This is a genomic window from Anoxybacillus sp. FSL W8-1294 (genome assembly GCF_037965005.1).
GTDB classification, from domain to species: Bacteria; Bacillota; Bacilli; order Bacillales; family Anoxybacillaceae; genus Anoxybacillus; species Anoxybacillus flavithermus_G.
Genome location: NZ_CP150179.1, coordinates 1230319 through 1244095, shown reverse-complemented (window position 1 = coordinate 1244095; position 13777 = coordinate 1230319). Strand labels below are relative to the sequence as shown.

At 42.4% G+C, this 13777-nt stretch carries 13 protein-coding genes; 1 reads left to right on the top strand and 12 read right to left on the bottom strand.

Features of this window, described 5'->3' with window-relative positions; translation table 11 throughout:
• Nucleotides 1-4: 4 nt before the first annotated feature.
• Nucleotides 5-2626 (top strand): penicillin-binding protein 1A, encoded by a 2622-nt coding sequence (locus NSQ23_RS06640; RefSeq protein ID WP_339173862.1) that lies wholly within the window; start codon nucleotides 5-7, stop codon nucleotides 2624-2626.
• Nucleotides 2627-2651: 25 nt separating this feature from the next.
• On the opposite strand, the gene NSQ23_RS06635 is transcribed toward NSQ23_RS06640, so the two are convergent.
• The 12 genes from NSQ23_RS06635 to panB form a co-directional block, all read right to left on the bottom strand.
• The gene (locus NSQ23_RS06635; RefSeq protein ID WP_339173859.1) at nucleotides 2652-3146 is read right to left on the bottom strand and encodes a YpoC family protein; all 495 of its coding nucleotides are present in this window, start codon (nucleotides 3144-3146) and stop codon (nucleotides 2652-2654) included.
• Nucleotides 3147-3797: an endonuclease III gene (gene nth, locus NSQ23_RS06630; protein ID WP_339173857.1), complete on the bottom strand. Its 651-nt coding sequence runs from the start codon at nucleotides 3795-3797 to the stop codon at nucleotides 3147-3149.
• Between the two features lie 13 nt (nucleotides 3798-3810).
• On the bottom strand, nucleotides 3811-4482 hold the full coding sequence (locus NSQ23_RS06625) for a DnaD domain-containing protein (RefSeq protein ID WP_339173854.1): 672 nt from the start codon (nucleotides 4480-4482) through the stop codon (nucleotides 3811-3813).
• A gap of 67 nt (nucleotides 4483-4549) precedes the next feature.
• Nucleotides 4550-5842 (bottom strand): asparagine--tRNA ligase, encoded by a 1293-nt coding sequence (gene asnS / locus NSQ23_RS06620; RefSeq protein WP_064221162.1) that lies wholly within the window; start codon nucleotides 5840-5842, stop codon nucleotides 4550-4552.
• Between the two features lie 116 nt (nucleotides 5843-5958).
• Entirely contained in the window at nucleotides 5959-7146 is a 1188-nt protein-coding gene (locus tag NSQ23_RS06615) for a pyridoxal phosphate-dependent aminotransferase (protein ID WP_064221161.1), read from the bottom strand.
• Entirely contained in the window at nucleotides 7143-7625 is a 483-nt protein-coding gene (locus NSQ23_RS06610) for a DUF5590 domain-containing protein (protein ID WP_339173852.1), read from the bottom strand. Before NSQ23_RS06610 ends, NSQ23_RS06615 begins: the two co-directional genes overlap by 4 nt.
• Nucleotides 7626-7637: 12 nt before the next feature.
• Entirely contained in the window at nucleotides 7638-7808 is a 171-nt protein-coding gene (locus tag NSQ23_RS06605) for a YpmA family protein (RefSeq protein WP_006319505.1), read from the bottom strand.
• A 183-nt stretch (nucleotides 7809-7991) separates the two neighbouring features.
• A complete protein-coding gene (locus NSQ23_RS06600) occupies nucleotides 7992-8750 on the bottom strand; it encodes a hypothetical protein (RefSeq protein WP_339173850.1) in 759 nt (252 codons plus the stop codon).
• 34 nt (nucleotides 8751-8784) lie between these two features.
• A complete protein-coding gene (gene dinG, locus NSQ23_RS06595; protein WP_339173848.1) occupies nucleotides 8785-11427 on the bottom strand; it encodes an ATP-dependent DNA helicase DinG in 2643 nt (880 codons plus the stop codon).
• Nucleotides 11428-11481: 54 nt separating this feature from the next.
• A complete protein-coding gene (panD, locus tag NSQ23_RS06590) occupies nucleotides 11482-11865 on the bottom strand; it encodes an aspartate 1-decarboxylase (RefSeq protein WP_003394601.1) in 384 nt (127 codons plus the stop codon).
• 12 nt (nucleotides 11866-11877) lie between these two features.
• Nucleotides 11878-12726 (bottom strand): pantoate--beta-alanine ligase, encoded by an 849-nt coding sequence (panC, locus tag NSQ23_RS06585; RefSeq protein WP_004889918.1) that lies wholly within the window; start codon nucleotides 12724-12726, stop codon nucleotides 11878-11880.
• Nucleotides 12727-12728: 2 nt separating this feature from the next.
• A complete protein-coding gene (panB, locus tag NSQ23_RS06580) occupies nucleotides 12729-13559 on the bottom strand; it encodes a 3-methyl-2-oxobutanoate hydroxymethyltransferase (protein ID WP_004889915.1) in 831 nt (276 codons plus the stop codon).
• Nucleotides 13560-13777: the final 218 nt, after the last annotated feature.

Below are 13777 nucleotides of genomic sequence, written 5' to 3'. Positions count from 1 at the left end.
CGATATGGCGAATTATCGTTCACGAACAGAACGAAAACAATCGGAACAAAAAAAACAACGTCCGCGTGAGCGAGGGCGTTCAATGGTGAAAAAAATTATGCTTATTATACTGTTGATCATGACAATCGGAATGTTTTCAGGCGTCGTTACATTTGCATGGATGATTAAAGATGCACCGCCACTTGATGAAACGTTGTTGCGAGATCCTTTGGCTTCGATTGTTTACGACGTCAACGGGCAAAAAGTAGTAGAACTCGGTCAACAAAAACGCATTTACGTGTCGTATAACGATATTCCGAAAGTGCTTGAAGAAGCTGTGCTCGCCACAGAAGATGCCCGCTTTTACGAACATCATGGGTTTGATATTGTGCGCTTTTTCGGAGCCGTTTTAGCAAACATTCGCGAAGGATTTGGCGCTGAAGGTGGAAGTACAATTACGCAACAAGTTGTCAAACTTTCCTTTTTAACGCCTGAAAAGACGTTGAAACGAAAAGTGCAAGAGCTATGGCTCGCCATTCGGTTAGAGCAAAAATACTCAAAACATGAAATTTTAGAAATGTATTTAAACAAAATTTATTACTCAAATCGGGCGTACGGTGTAGCTAAAGCAGCGGAAACGTACTTTGGCAAAAGCGATTTATCGCAATTAACGCTTCCTGAAGCGGCATTGCTCGCCGGCATTCCGCAAAGCCCGAACAACTACAATCCGTTTACGCATCCAGAAGCGGCCGAAAAGCGTCGCAATACGGTGCTATCGCTAATGGCGAAACATGGGTTTATTTCGAAAGAAGAAGCGGAAGAAGCGAAAAAAGTGCCCGTACAGTCGTTATTAACAGAAAATAAGCAGCAAGGTGATATTCCATACGACTCATTTATTGATCAAGTCATTGATGAAGTGACAGAAAAAACAGGGCTTGATGTGTTTACGGCTGGATTGCATATTTATACAACGTTAGATCCGAACGCTCAATCATATGTAGAGAATTTATTGAATTCCGATGAAGTCATTCGTACAAATAAAGCTGATTTTCAAGCTGGTATTGCGGTCGTAGATACGAAAACAGGCGAAATTCGGGCGCTTGGCGGCGGTCGGAAAAAAGAAGAAGGGGTAACATTCGGATTTAACTACGCTACAGATACACGGAAACAACCTGGTTCAACCATTAAACCGATTGTCGATTACGGTCCAGCGATCGAATATTTAAAATGGTCGACGTACCATCAATTAAAAGATGAACCGTACCAATACTCAGATGGAACACCGATTAAAAACTGGGACGGCAAATATGAAGGACAAATGTCGATGCGAACAGCACTTGCTCGTTCCCGCAACATCCCTGCCTTAAAAGCGCTTCAAGAAGTCGGTTTAGAGCGAGCAAAACAGTTTGCGAACAAGCTTGGCATGGGCTTTGAAGAAATGCATGAAGCATATGCGGTTGGTGGCGTCGGCAAAGGCGTCTCTCCACTCCAAATGGCCGGTGCATATAGCGCATTCGGAAACGGCGGCATTTACATTGAACCACATGCCGTAAAAAAAGTTGTGTTTCCAGACGGAACGGAGATGGATCTTCGTCCAGAACCAAAGGTGGCGATGAAAGACTATACGGCGTTTATGATTACCGATATGTTAAAAACGGCCGTTCAATCTGGAACAGGGACAGCAGCGAACGTACCAGGGCTTCATATCGCTGGAAAGACTGGAACGACAAACTATGATGAAAAAGATCGTCGAAAATACGGTCTTCGGGAAGGTGCCGTACCCGACAGCTGGTTTGTCGGCTATACGCCAAACTATACAGCGGCGATTTGGACCGGTTTTAGTAAAAAAAGCAGCGAAGCATATTTATCAAAACTAGAACAACAATACGCCAAACAGTTGTTCAAACGCGTCATTTCTCACGTAGATGACGGCAGCGGCGGTGACTTTAAACAGCCGAAAAGTGTTGTTAAGCTAGCTGTGAAAAAAGGAACAAATCCGCCGAAACTAGCAAATGAATATACGCCAAAAAGTGAAATTACGTACGAATATTTCGTGCGCGGTTATGAAGAACCGACAGAAGTAGCTGAAGATAAGCCAGAAGTCGTCGAACCGGTAAAAGACTTACGAGCACAATACGATCCAGCGACACAAACGATTTCGTTATCGTGGTCATACACGATCGATCCTGAAAAAGATGTGTCGTTTGAAGTAAGACAGACAGTAGATGGTCGTAAACCAACCGTTATTGCAACAACAAAAGATTCACAACTAACCGTTGAGGCAAAAGAAGGTTCGGTGTACTTATTTGAAGTATACGTCGTCACAGCAGATGGCACACAAAGCGCACCAGCTACGGCACTTGTGCAAATTCCAAAAGAAGAGACTGAGCAACCAAATGAATCAGAAGAACCAGACGAAAATGAAGAGCCTGAACAACCGGGAAACGAAGAAACCCCGGAGACGCCAACAAACCCGACCGAGCCAAACCCAAGCAATCCAGAGACGCCAACAAATCCGAGCGATCCGGGAACACCAACAAACCCGACAAATCCGACAAACCCAAATAACAATTCATCAACAAACTCGTCGGGAACGAACAATCAACAACGAAATGGAAATAGCGGTGGAACAACGAATAATCAATAAGTAAGAAAAGAGACTGAGAACGCGCTCAGTCTCTTTTTTGTTGAGCCATTTGTTTATAAAATAGCTTCATAAGCTCGGTAAATAGTTCATCTAATTGAACAAAAGAATGATGAAGGATCGGACGAGCAAAAATAAACGAAAGCCGATCCACAACATTTAACGGACGAAGCGGGAGCGACTGAACTTCCTTCTCCCATTCGTATACGTTGCTTACTGCTCGTTCATTGAGCCAATGTAACGCACATAAAAAGTAGCTTATTCCCCGAACGATCCCCTCTTTTGCTTCGTTCGCTTGACGCGCTGCAAACAATGGGGCGAGTTCACGCTTTTCTTCCTCCCAAAGTTGAAATATGGCAGGAAGCGACTGCTCTTTTTGTTGCCAAGGCTCTTCTTTTTGCGTTATATCGTAATAAAATGGCACGTGCTTCATCATCATCGGGAACGGTTGAAACGTATGGATATCATCAATGAAATCGGCCGAAAAAAAGAGCGGATGTTGAAACGTTTTTGGAACGATCATTTACATCTTTCCTTTCATCCGTTTTTTTCCTTCGCGACAAAGATGAAGCAATGGACAAACGTCACATTTTGGTGATTGCGCTTTACAATGATAGCGCCCAAAAAAAATAAGGCGATGATGGGTCACCGACCATTCTTCTTTCGGAATTTTTTTCATTAGCGTTTCTTCTACTTCTAGCACAGAATCTTTCCAACGACAAATGCCAAGTCGTTTGCTGACACGTTCGACATGCGTATCAACAGCAATCGCAGGAACACCGAATGCAACCGATACGACGACGTTCGCTGTTTTCCGTCCGACGCCTGGAAGCTTCATTAATTCATCGCGATTTTTTGGCACTTCTCCGCTATATTGTTCAATTAATATACGACATAGTTGTTGAATATTTTTCGCTTTATTCCGATATAGTCCGATCGAACGTATATCTTGTTGAAGCTCTTCTAGCGGAACAGAGACGTAATCTTCTGGTGTTTTATATTTTTCAAATAGTTGCTTCGTCACTTTATTAACGAGCGCATCAGTACATTGCGCCGATAATACAACAGCGATCAATAGCTCAAACGGATTGCGGTGAACGAGCTCACAATGCGCGTTTGGGAACATGTTTGCAATTTCATCTAAACAGTAGCGAATTTGTTGCTTCGTTAACATGTAACCATCCTTTCTACGACTGTTCAAGCCAATTATAAATCGGAACGGTTGGTTTATACGGTTGATCTTGTTTCACCTGGTTTTTTCGAAACTTTTTCGCATGTTGTTGCGCTTGCTCGATCGTTTTAATTCCGTTCTTTTTCCATTCGAATAAAATGCGATCAATGTAACGGAAATTTAGTTTTCCTGATAGTACAGCTTCACGTAATGCTGCTTTAATGATGAGCGGATCATGTTCATCTTGATCCATCCACATCGCTAACGTCTCGCATTCCATCGGGGAAAGTGGACGGCCAAATTCATGTTCAAAAACGGTGTACAATTGTTCTTCTTGCTCTTCTTCTTGTTTTTGTTCTTGAAAAACAGCACGAATAAGTTTTTCCCAAAGCGGATCGAGTGAATAGCATTCACTACGAATGTTATCATCCATTCGTTCTTCAATGGCTAAAAATCCTTTTTGCACAAGCTTTCGCAATTGTTGCATGCACATTTCAGATGAAATGGTCATGCGTGCAGCGATTTCATCTGGGGTTGGAAATGAAATGCCTTGTTCAAGAAACGAATGAATGTGTAACAGTAACATAAACTCTGTTTCATTTAACCCAAGCGTTTTATAGCTCGTTAACAATAACCTTGGAATTGCCACACTTCCTTCACGAAAAAAACGAATCATTTCATTATCCATGTCAAACACCTCACGCCCTATTATATCATAAAACAAATCCCCCATGTGAGCACGGGGGATTTCATCATTATGGGTATAAACGATTGAGTAAACGCGGAAACGGAATCGTTTCACGAACATGTTCAACGCCACAAATCCAAGCAATGGTTCGTTCAAGTCCTAGTCCGAAACCTGAATGTGGCACAGAGCCGTATTGACGAAGTTCTAAATACCATTTATACGCATCGAGCGATAACTGATGTTCTTCTAACCGTTGTTTTAATAAATCATAGTCGTGAATACGCTCTGAACCGCCAATAATTTCACCATATCCTTCTGGAGCGATTAAATCCGCACAAAGAACAACTTCTGGGCGATTTGGATCTGGCTGCATATAAAACGGCTTTAATGTCGTTGGATAATGCGTAATAAATACCGGCTTATCGAAGCTTTCCGCAATGGCAGTTTCATGCGGAGCGCCAAAATCATCGCCCCATTGAATGTCGTCAAATCCTTTCTCATGAAGAAGCTGAATCGCTTCATCATACGTAATGCGCGCAAATGGCGGCTTGACATTTTCTAGCTTAGACGTATCACGACCAAGCGTTTTCAGCTCGAGCTGACAATTTTTTAATACCGATTGCACAATATGGGATACGTATTGTTCTTGTACTTGTAAGTTATCTTCAAATTGATAAAACGCCATTTCCGGCTCAATCATCCAAAACTCAATTAAATGGCGGCGCGTTTTTGATTTTTCAGCACGAAACGTTGGACCGAATGAAAATACTTTGCCAAGCGCCATCGCTGCTGCTTCCATATATAGCTGTCCGCTTTGAGAAAGGTATGCATCTTCATCAAAATATTTCGTGTGGAACAATTCCGTCGTTCCTTCCGGTGCACTTCCCGTTAAAATCGGCGGATCAACTTTCACGAAGCCATTTTCATTAAAAAATTCGTACGTCGCACGAATGACTTCGTTACGAATTTTCATAATGGCATGTTGACGTTTCGAGCGAAGCCATAAATGGCGATGGTCCATTAGAAATTCGATCCCATGCTCTTTTGGTGTAATTGGATAATCAACAGCCATATGAATAAGTTCAATATTTGTGACGGAAAGCTCGTATCCAAATGGAGAACGTGCATCTTCACGCACTACACCTGTGACATAGAGTGAACTTTCTTGCGTGATGCTTTTTGCCGCCTGAAATACACCTTCGCTCACTTGCGCTTTTTCCACGACTCCTTGAATAAAACCTGTGCCATCACGCAATTGTAAAAAAGCGATTTTTCCGCTCGACCGTTTGTTCGCAAGCCAAGCACCAATTGTTACTTCTTGTCCTACATATTTATGTACTTCTGCAATTGTCGTTTTCACAAAAAGTCCCTCCAAAGACGTTCAACTATTATGTACATCATCAATATTAATACATTTCGACAAAAAAACGCAAGATGATCGTTTTCACCCATGAAAGAAAAGGCTAGCCATATCGACTAGCCACGCGTTTTTTCATTTATAAATGTTTCGATACGATTGAGAGCCTCATGAAGTGAATCAAGCGATGTTGCATAGGATAAACGCACATTGTTTGGCGCACCAAATCCTGAACCTGGAACGAGTGCGACTTTCGCTTCTTCAAGCAACGCTTCGACAAACGCATCGACATGTTCGTATCCAGTCATTGTTGCCGCTTCTTTTGCGTTTGGGAACAAATAAAATGCACCTTGTGGTTTCACGCATGAAAACCCTGGAATTTGAATTAAACGCTCGTAAATAATATTTAAACGTTGTTCAAACGCTTGACGCATTTGTTCAACTGGCTCTTGTGGCCCGCTATATGCAGCAATTGCAGCGTATTGAGCAATCGATGTTGGATTCGATGTGCTATGGCTTGCCAAATCGGTCATAGCGCCGATAATCTCGGCATCTCCTGCTGCGTAACCAATGCGCCATCCCGTCATCGAATGCGATTTAGATACCCCGTTAATAATGATCGTTTGTTTTTTTAGATCAGGTGAAAGCTGGGCAATCGAAATGTGTTCATGTCCACCGTATATTAGTTTTTCATAAATTTCATCCGACACAATAAGCACATCGTGAGCTAAGCATACTTCACCGAGCGCTTGTAGCTCTTCTTTCGTATAAATGACGCCTGTTGGGTTGCTTGGTGAGTTAATAATGACCGCTTTTGTGCGATCTGTCATCGCCTGTTCTAATTGTTGCGGTGTAATTTTAAACTCATTTTCTTCAAGCCCTTCGACATAAACAGGCACTCCGCCCGCTAGTTTCACTTGTTCAGGATAACTCACCCAATATGGCGTTGGAATAATGACTTCATCACCTTCGTCTAAAATGACTTGAAATAGCGTATAAAGCGCATGTTTCGCTCCAACACATACAATAATTTCTGACGGTTTATAGTCAAGTTGTTGATCACGTTGAAATTTTTTTATAATCTCTTGTTTTAATGTCGCCAATCCGCCAGATGGCGTGTATTTTGTATGTCCATCGTACATCGCTTTTACAGCTGCTTCCATAATATGTTGAGGTGTATTAAAATCCGGTTCACCTGCACCAAGTCCGATGACATCATGCCCTGCTGCTTTTAATTCTTTCGCTTTCGCTGTAATAGCAAGCGTTGATGATGGCGTTAATGATGCGACGCGCTTCGCTAACTTCATGAATCCTTCCCCCTCGCAAAATGATATCTTTTCAAAAAGGCCCCGTCTTCAAAACGAACGTAATAAAACGAATAACGGTCTCGTTCGTCAATATATGTAATTTCCCATAGCGGGATCCCTTTTTCCATTCCTAATTTTACTGATACGACTTCTTTCGGATGATACGTTTTAATGGACGATTGCGCTTGTTGTTTCGTAATACCTTCCGAAGCCTTTCGAACATCGATAATTTCCCCTTTTTCTGTCACCCACGCAATCATTTGTTCACCTTCGTCATTTTTTCCTATGACGATCACGTATACCTCACTACCTCGGTACGTATATACGTCATCGATATGGATGATCCCTTTTTTCTCTACCTGTTTCATCGCACGTTGTTCACTTTCGTTTTTAGATGATACCGCATCACTATATGCGTCGATATATAGAAATAACGCCGTAAACAACAAGCATACGAAGGCAATCAAAACCTTCTTCATTTTCATCCCTTCTTACGTTCGATAAATCGTAAATACAGCCTTTTCTTTATTTTCTTCATCAAGCGCTAGTCCAAACATTAAGTCTTTTTCTTTTAACGTCCGGTTTAAACAATCAACAATTTTATATAAGTCTGATGAGTATTCAACTTTTACAGTTGCTAATACTTCGATTTTACTTTCCACGACCCGATCCTCCATGTGCACAAATTTTGTTACTTATATCGTTTATTGCGAACGGAAACAATACAATTACACACCAATTTCGGTGTATAAACATCTTCATTGTAGCAACAATTTCCTACATTAGTCAATTTGAATTAAAAAAAATCCTATCGTACACACCGCGGGCCGAACGCTGGCCCTTTTTTAAAATGTCATGACGTCGTATTCCTCTAAGTTGCATTTCACTACAATGACACCAAAACGATTTGTCTCATAACAATCAATCCAGGCAGCGTACAGCCGCTCAAGCAACCGTTCATTCGTCCAGCTGCCATGTTTCTTAAAAATGATTGCTACTTGTGGATCGACATGTTTTAAAAACGATGTACGCGGGTAATCATTGACGCCGAAATGAGCAATTTTTAATATGTTTACATCACTAAGCGGCATCGTCATCAACTTTTGTTCCACATCGTCGCTCGCATGCGCCATATATAAAAGGCGAAGACGCCCGTACTGAATCGACATTGTTACATCTCCATTGTCAATATAGAGCGGCTGCATCCGAAAATGGGGAAACGGTTCATACACCTTTTGTTCTTTCCATTCGCTCACCACTTTCGGATCGTACGTTTGTTCAATCCATTTCACATTGCCGATATATTCCCGATCATCGCTCGTTAACAAAAGTTCGTCGATTTCGGTAATATGGAAATGTTCAAACCATCTTTTTAGTTCGCGTTCTGTATGCGGAGCCCCTGTATTTAACAATACCGTTTTTCCGCTTGCGTGTTTGAATAACGTCGCTTCCCCATCACTAAGCGGCAAAAAAATAATCGCCATTTCTTCTTCTTCGAGCATCATATCAATTTTTTGAATATGCCCCGCTGATGTTGAAGGATGCATTAAACTATTGCCTATCAAAAATAATAACACCCATTGCAAAACGTCCACTCCCTTCATCTACATCTTTTATCTTTTACCGATGAAGGGAATTTTATAGCCATTCGTTTACATGTTGTAAAAGCTCCAAAAGCGGCGCATGATATACCCGAATAGGTGGCAACGACTGTAAAAAATATTTGCTATATGATGCTGTTAACAATCGTTGGTCGAAGACGAAAATGATTCCACGATCTTCTTTTGTCCGAATTAATCGTCCAAATCCTTGCTTAAAGCGTAAAATTGCTTGCGGCAACGATAAATCGTAAAATGGATTGCCTCCTTTTGCGCGAATATAATCGCTTTTCGCTTCCATGACCGGATCATCTGGCGGCGCAAACGGCAATCGAACAATGACAACGCATGTCACTTCGCTTCCTGGAAGGTCGATTCCTTCCCAAAAACTACTTGTGCCAAATAAAATCGCTTGCTCAAACTGTTGAAAATGGCGTGTTAATTTCGCTGCGTTGCCTCCGCTCACTCCTTGAGCAAGCAATACAAACTGATCATCGTTAAATTGTTTCGCATACACATACGTTTGTTTTAACAATTCATACGATGTGAATAATACGAGCATTCGTCCCCTTGTATGTCGGGCGATGCGTATCACTTGTTGGGCTGCATGCTCCGCATATTGCTCAACTGTAACCGAAGGAAACGTCGGTAAGTCTGTTGGCACCATAAGGGCAGCTTGTTTTTCATACGAAAACGGAGACGGAATGATGCGTGTGAATGGATAAAAATCGTCAAGACCAAGACGCGAAATGATAAATGAAAAACGAGCATTTGTCGTTAACGTAGCCGAAGTTAAAATAACGCTCCGCTTCCGTGAAAATAATTGATCAGCAAAAAAATGAGCTAAATCGAGCGGTTGTGAAATAACTGTGACTGCATTCACTGCGGCTTTTGCATCTACTTCGAGCCAACGAACAATATCATCATCATCGCTCGTTAACAAATGTTGCAACGTACATAAAGTATCAATAAACGTCGTAAAAGGCTTCACATCTTCTTTTGGAATATCGTTTATCATTTGTGATAACTGTTGCACGTCATTCATTATGCGCATAAGCAACTCGATCGTTCCGCTCCACTCTTTTCCGTATTCTTTCCAAGGAATGAAACGATAGCGAATGCGTCCATCCCCTTTTTGTCGACGCAACACATAATGACGCAGAGATTGAAATAGTTGATTGAGTTCGTATTCAAGATCCCCTAAAAGCGAGCGAAGCGCCCCCATTTTGTGTATCATAGCGATGTCGTTCATTCGTGTCCACAATAAACGAATGTATTCGTATGAAACGTGCCTTCCGAAAAAGTGAGCAGCTACATCTTCTAAATGATGCGCTTCATCAATAATGAGTTGTTCATACGGTGGCAAAAATTTTTCATCCGCTGTTAAATCGTGCATAACAAATGAATGGTTTGTAATAATAACATGTGCATGTTTCGCTTTTTCTTTCGCGCGAACGAAAAAATCGTATTCTTCATTCGTATCATCGCTATGTACATCTTCCCAAAATAGCGCGCCACCTGCCGTTAAGTTTAGTTCATCAACATCCCCTGTCTCTGTTTCTGTTAACCAAACAAGCAATTGACATTTCGTTAACGCAATATCGTAATTTGTATCGATACGTTTTAACGTGCGAGCAAATTTTCGTACGCTCATATAGTTTCGCTTTCCTTTTAAAACAGCGGTCGTAAATGGGAAAGGGACGAGCTGTGCAACTCGCGGCAACTCTTTTTCAATCATTTGTTTTTGTAGCTGGAGCGTATAGGTGCTAACGACGATTGGCTGCTGTTGCTTCACCGCATAAAAGACGACCGGGAGCAAGTACGCCATCGTCTTTCCGACGCCCGTTCCCGCTTCAATTAACGCATGTTGGCACGTTTGTAGCGCATAGTTAACGTCGTCCATCATTTGTTTTTGTCCTTCTCGATATTCAAACGGCGCCACAAATGGATTTGTCGCAAACCATTGTAAAAAAGATGGAAGATGTTCAGGACGATCAACTCGTTTTGGCGAATCCCATGCTTTTAAAGCAATGCCTTCATATTCAACGACGGATTCATTCGTTTGAAGCGAGCGTTCTTTTTTGGAAATGAATTTATCTAACAGAGCGGTCAAATCGCTTTTTAACGGTTGACTATGGCGGCGTAATTGTTTTAATGTCACAAGCGGTAAACGAGATAGCTTGTGCAGTAAAAAAAGAAGCAGTTGCGCCGTTGCTTCTGCGTCGTAATCTGCTTGGTGCGGGCGATCATGCGCAAGCGACAACGCTTCGGCTAAGTGATTCAGTTTATAGCTTGATTGTGTTGGCATAAGAAAACGAGCGAGTTCTACCGTATCTAAAAGCCGACATGTCGGTGGTTGTATTCCGCTACGAATAAATTCCTCTTGTAAAAATGCCCAGTCGAACTGAACGTTATGCGCGACAAAATAAGCTCCTTCCCATTGTTCAACAAGCATCGCAGCGATATGTTGGAACGGCGGAGCATCATGCACCATCGCATGATCAATACCTGTTAGTTGTTGAATAAACAGCGGGATATCCCGCTCTGGCTGAACAAATGTTGAAAAACGTTCACTAACTTTGCCGCCCTCGATGACGACAAAACCGATTTGGATGATGCGATCTTCTTTTTTCGGGGCATTTCCTGTCGTTTCAATATCGACGACGACAAAGCGATCATTCATCTATTTTCCACCTCGCATGTATGTGACAAATAAAAAGAGGCGGCATGGCGCCCGTTATAAAACGGTCGCCGCCGGCTCTTGGACAATGAGTTCTTTAATGCGGTTATGCTCGTCCATAATCGCAATTTTCGGACGGTGTGATGCTAATTTTTCTTCTGGTACGAGTACATATGAAATGACGATGATAATATCATCTTTTTGCACGAGACGGGCTGCTGCTCCGTTTAAACAAAACACACCGCTTCCTCTTTCACCAGGAATAATATACGTTTCAAATCGTGCTCCGTTGTTATTATTTACAATTTGCACCTTTTCATTTGGCACCATGCCAACAGCATCTAAAATATCTTCATCAATTGTAATGCTACCGACATAGTTTAAATTGGCTTCCGTCACGCGAGCACGATGAATTTTAGCGTTCATTAATGTGCGAAACATGGTGTTTCCCCCTTATTGTACGTTCATAACGATATTATCAATCAAACGCGCATTTGTAAACCGCACAGCGAGCGCAACAATAATTTTTCCCCGTAACGTGTCGAGCGGCTGCAACTCTGGATACGAATAAATCTCTACGTAATCGATGACGCCGGTTGTATATTGCTCAATATGGTGCACAATCGCTTTTCGTACGGTCTCCACGTCACGTTCTCCTGCTTCAATGAGCGTTTTTCCTTTTTGTAAAGCAGCATATAACGCCGGAGCTTCTTGCCGTTCTTGCTCGCTTAAATACACGTTGCGTGAGCTTTTTGCAAGGCCATCGTCTTCACGTACTGTCGGAACAGCAACGAGTTCGATCGGAAAATGGAAATCGCGGATAAGTCCGTCGATGACCGCCACTTGTTGCGCATCTTTCAGCCCGAAATATGCGCGATGTGGCATGACGATATGAAACAGCTTCGTCACCACCGTTGCGACACCGTCAAAATGACCAGGGCGGGACTTTCCACAAAGCACATCCACTCGTTCATGCACTTTCACTGTGACCGACGGTTCATGCGGATACATTTCTGTCACAGAAGGGTAAAATATAATGTCCACACCTGCTCGTTCAGCTATTTTATAATCACGCTCAAAATCACGTGGATAACGATCGAAATCTTCGTTTGGTCCAAATTGAAGCGGGTTAACAAAAATGCTTAAAACGACGATGTCATTTTCCTTGCGTGCCCGTTCCAACAACGCCACATGACCTTCATGCAAGTATCCCATCGTTGGCACAAAACCGATCGTTTTTCCTTTTTGACGCTCAGCCATTATACAGTCTTGCATCTGTTCGATTTTTTCGATTGTAATCACAATTACTTCCCTCCGTATAACGCTAGCCATTGTTGTTCGTTCATCATAAATGATTGCCCATCGCTCGGGAATTGACGTGTTTTGACGTCAGCCACATACTCGGCTAGCGCTTGCTGCATCGTTTGCTGAACGTTCGCATATTGTTTAACAAATTTCGGTACACGTTCTACACCATATCCGAGTACATCGTGATAAACAAGCACTTGTCCATCCGTACCAACTCCCGCTCCAATACCAATTGTCGGGATGGCTAGTTGTTTCGTAATCGCTTCGCCAAGTTGCTTCGGCACACATTCTAAAACGAGCGCGATCGCCCCCGCTTGCTCGCACGCTTTTGCTTCCTCTAGAAGACGTCGAGCACTTTCAGCATCTTTTCCTTGTACTTTATATCCACCTAACACCCCGACCGATTGTGGCGTTAGGCCGAGGTGAGCAACAACAGGTACACCTGATTGTGTTAAAGAGGAAATGACTTGCAATACAGGACCTGCTCCTTCCACTTTGACAGCATTAGCCCCTGATTGTTGCATGATCGCTTTTGCATGTTGTAACGCATCGTTCACCGTACTGTAAGACATAAAAGGCATATCTGTCACGATAAACGTATGTGGCGCGCCACGGCGAACGGCTTTCGTATGATGAATCATATCTGCAACCGTCACAGGAATCGTTGAGTCGTATCCTAATACGACCATGCCGAGTGAATCGCCAACTAAAATCATGTCAACACCGGCCGCCTCAGCTAGTTTTGCTGACGGGTAATCGTAAGCTGTCAGCATAACGATTGGCTCATGATTTTTTTTCATGTTGAGAAAATCTAATTTTGTTTTCATTAATATCCTCCTCTCATATGCAGAGGAAATGGATAAAAAAAGCCTTCTTTCTGCCAAAATGAGAAAGAAGGACTTTTGTTCTACTCCATCCCTCTGTCCCCGTCCGTTTCATCGGATCAAGGCAGAAATGATCATAAATACGTTGTATGCGTGCGCGCGTGGTGCAGTTCTTACAAAGATACTGCCCAATATCAACCGCTTTCATTTTAACAAATATT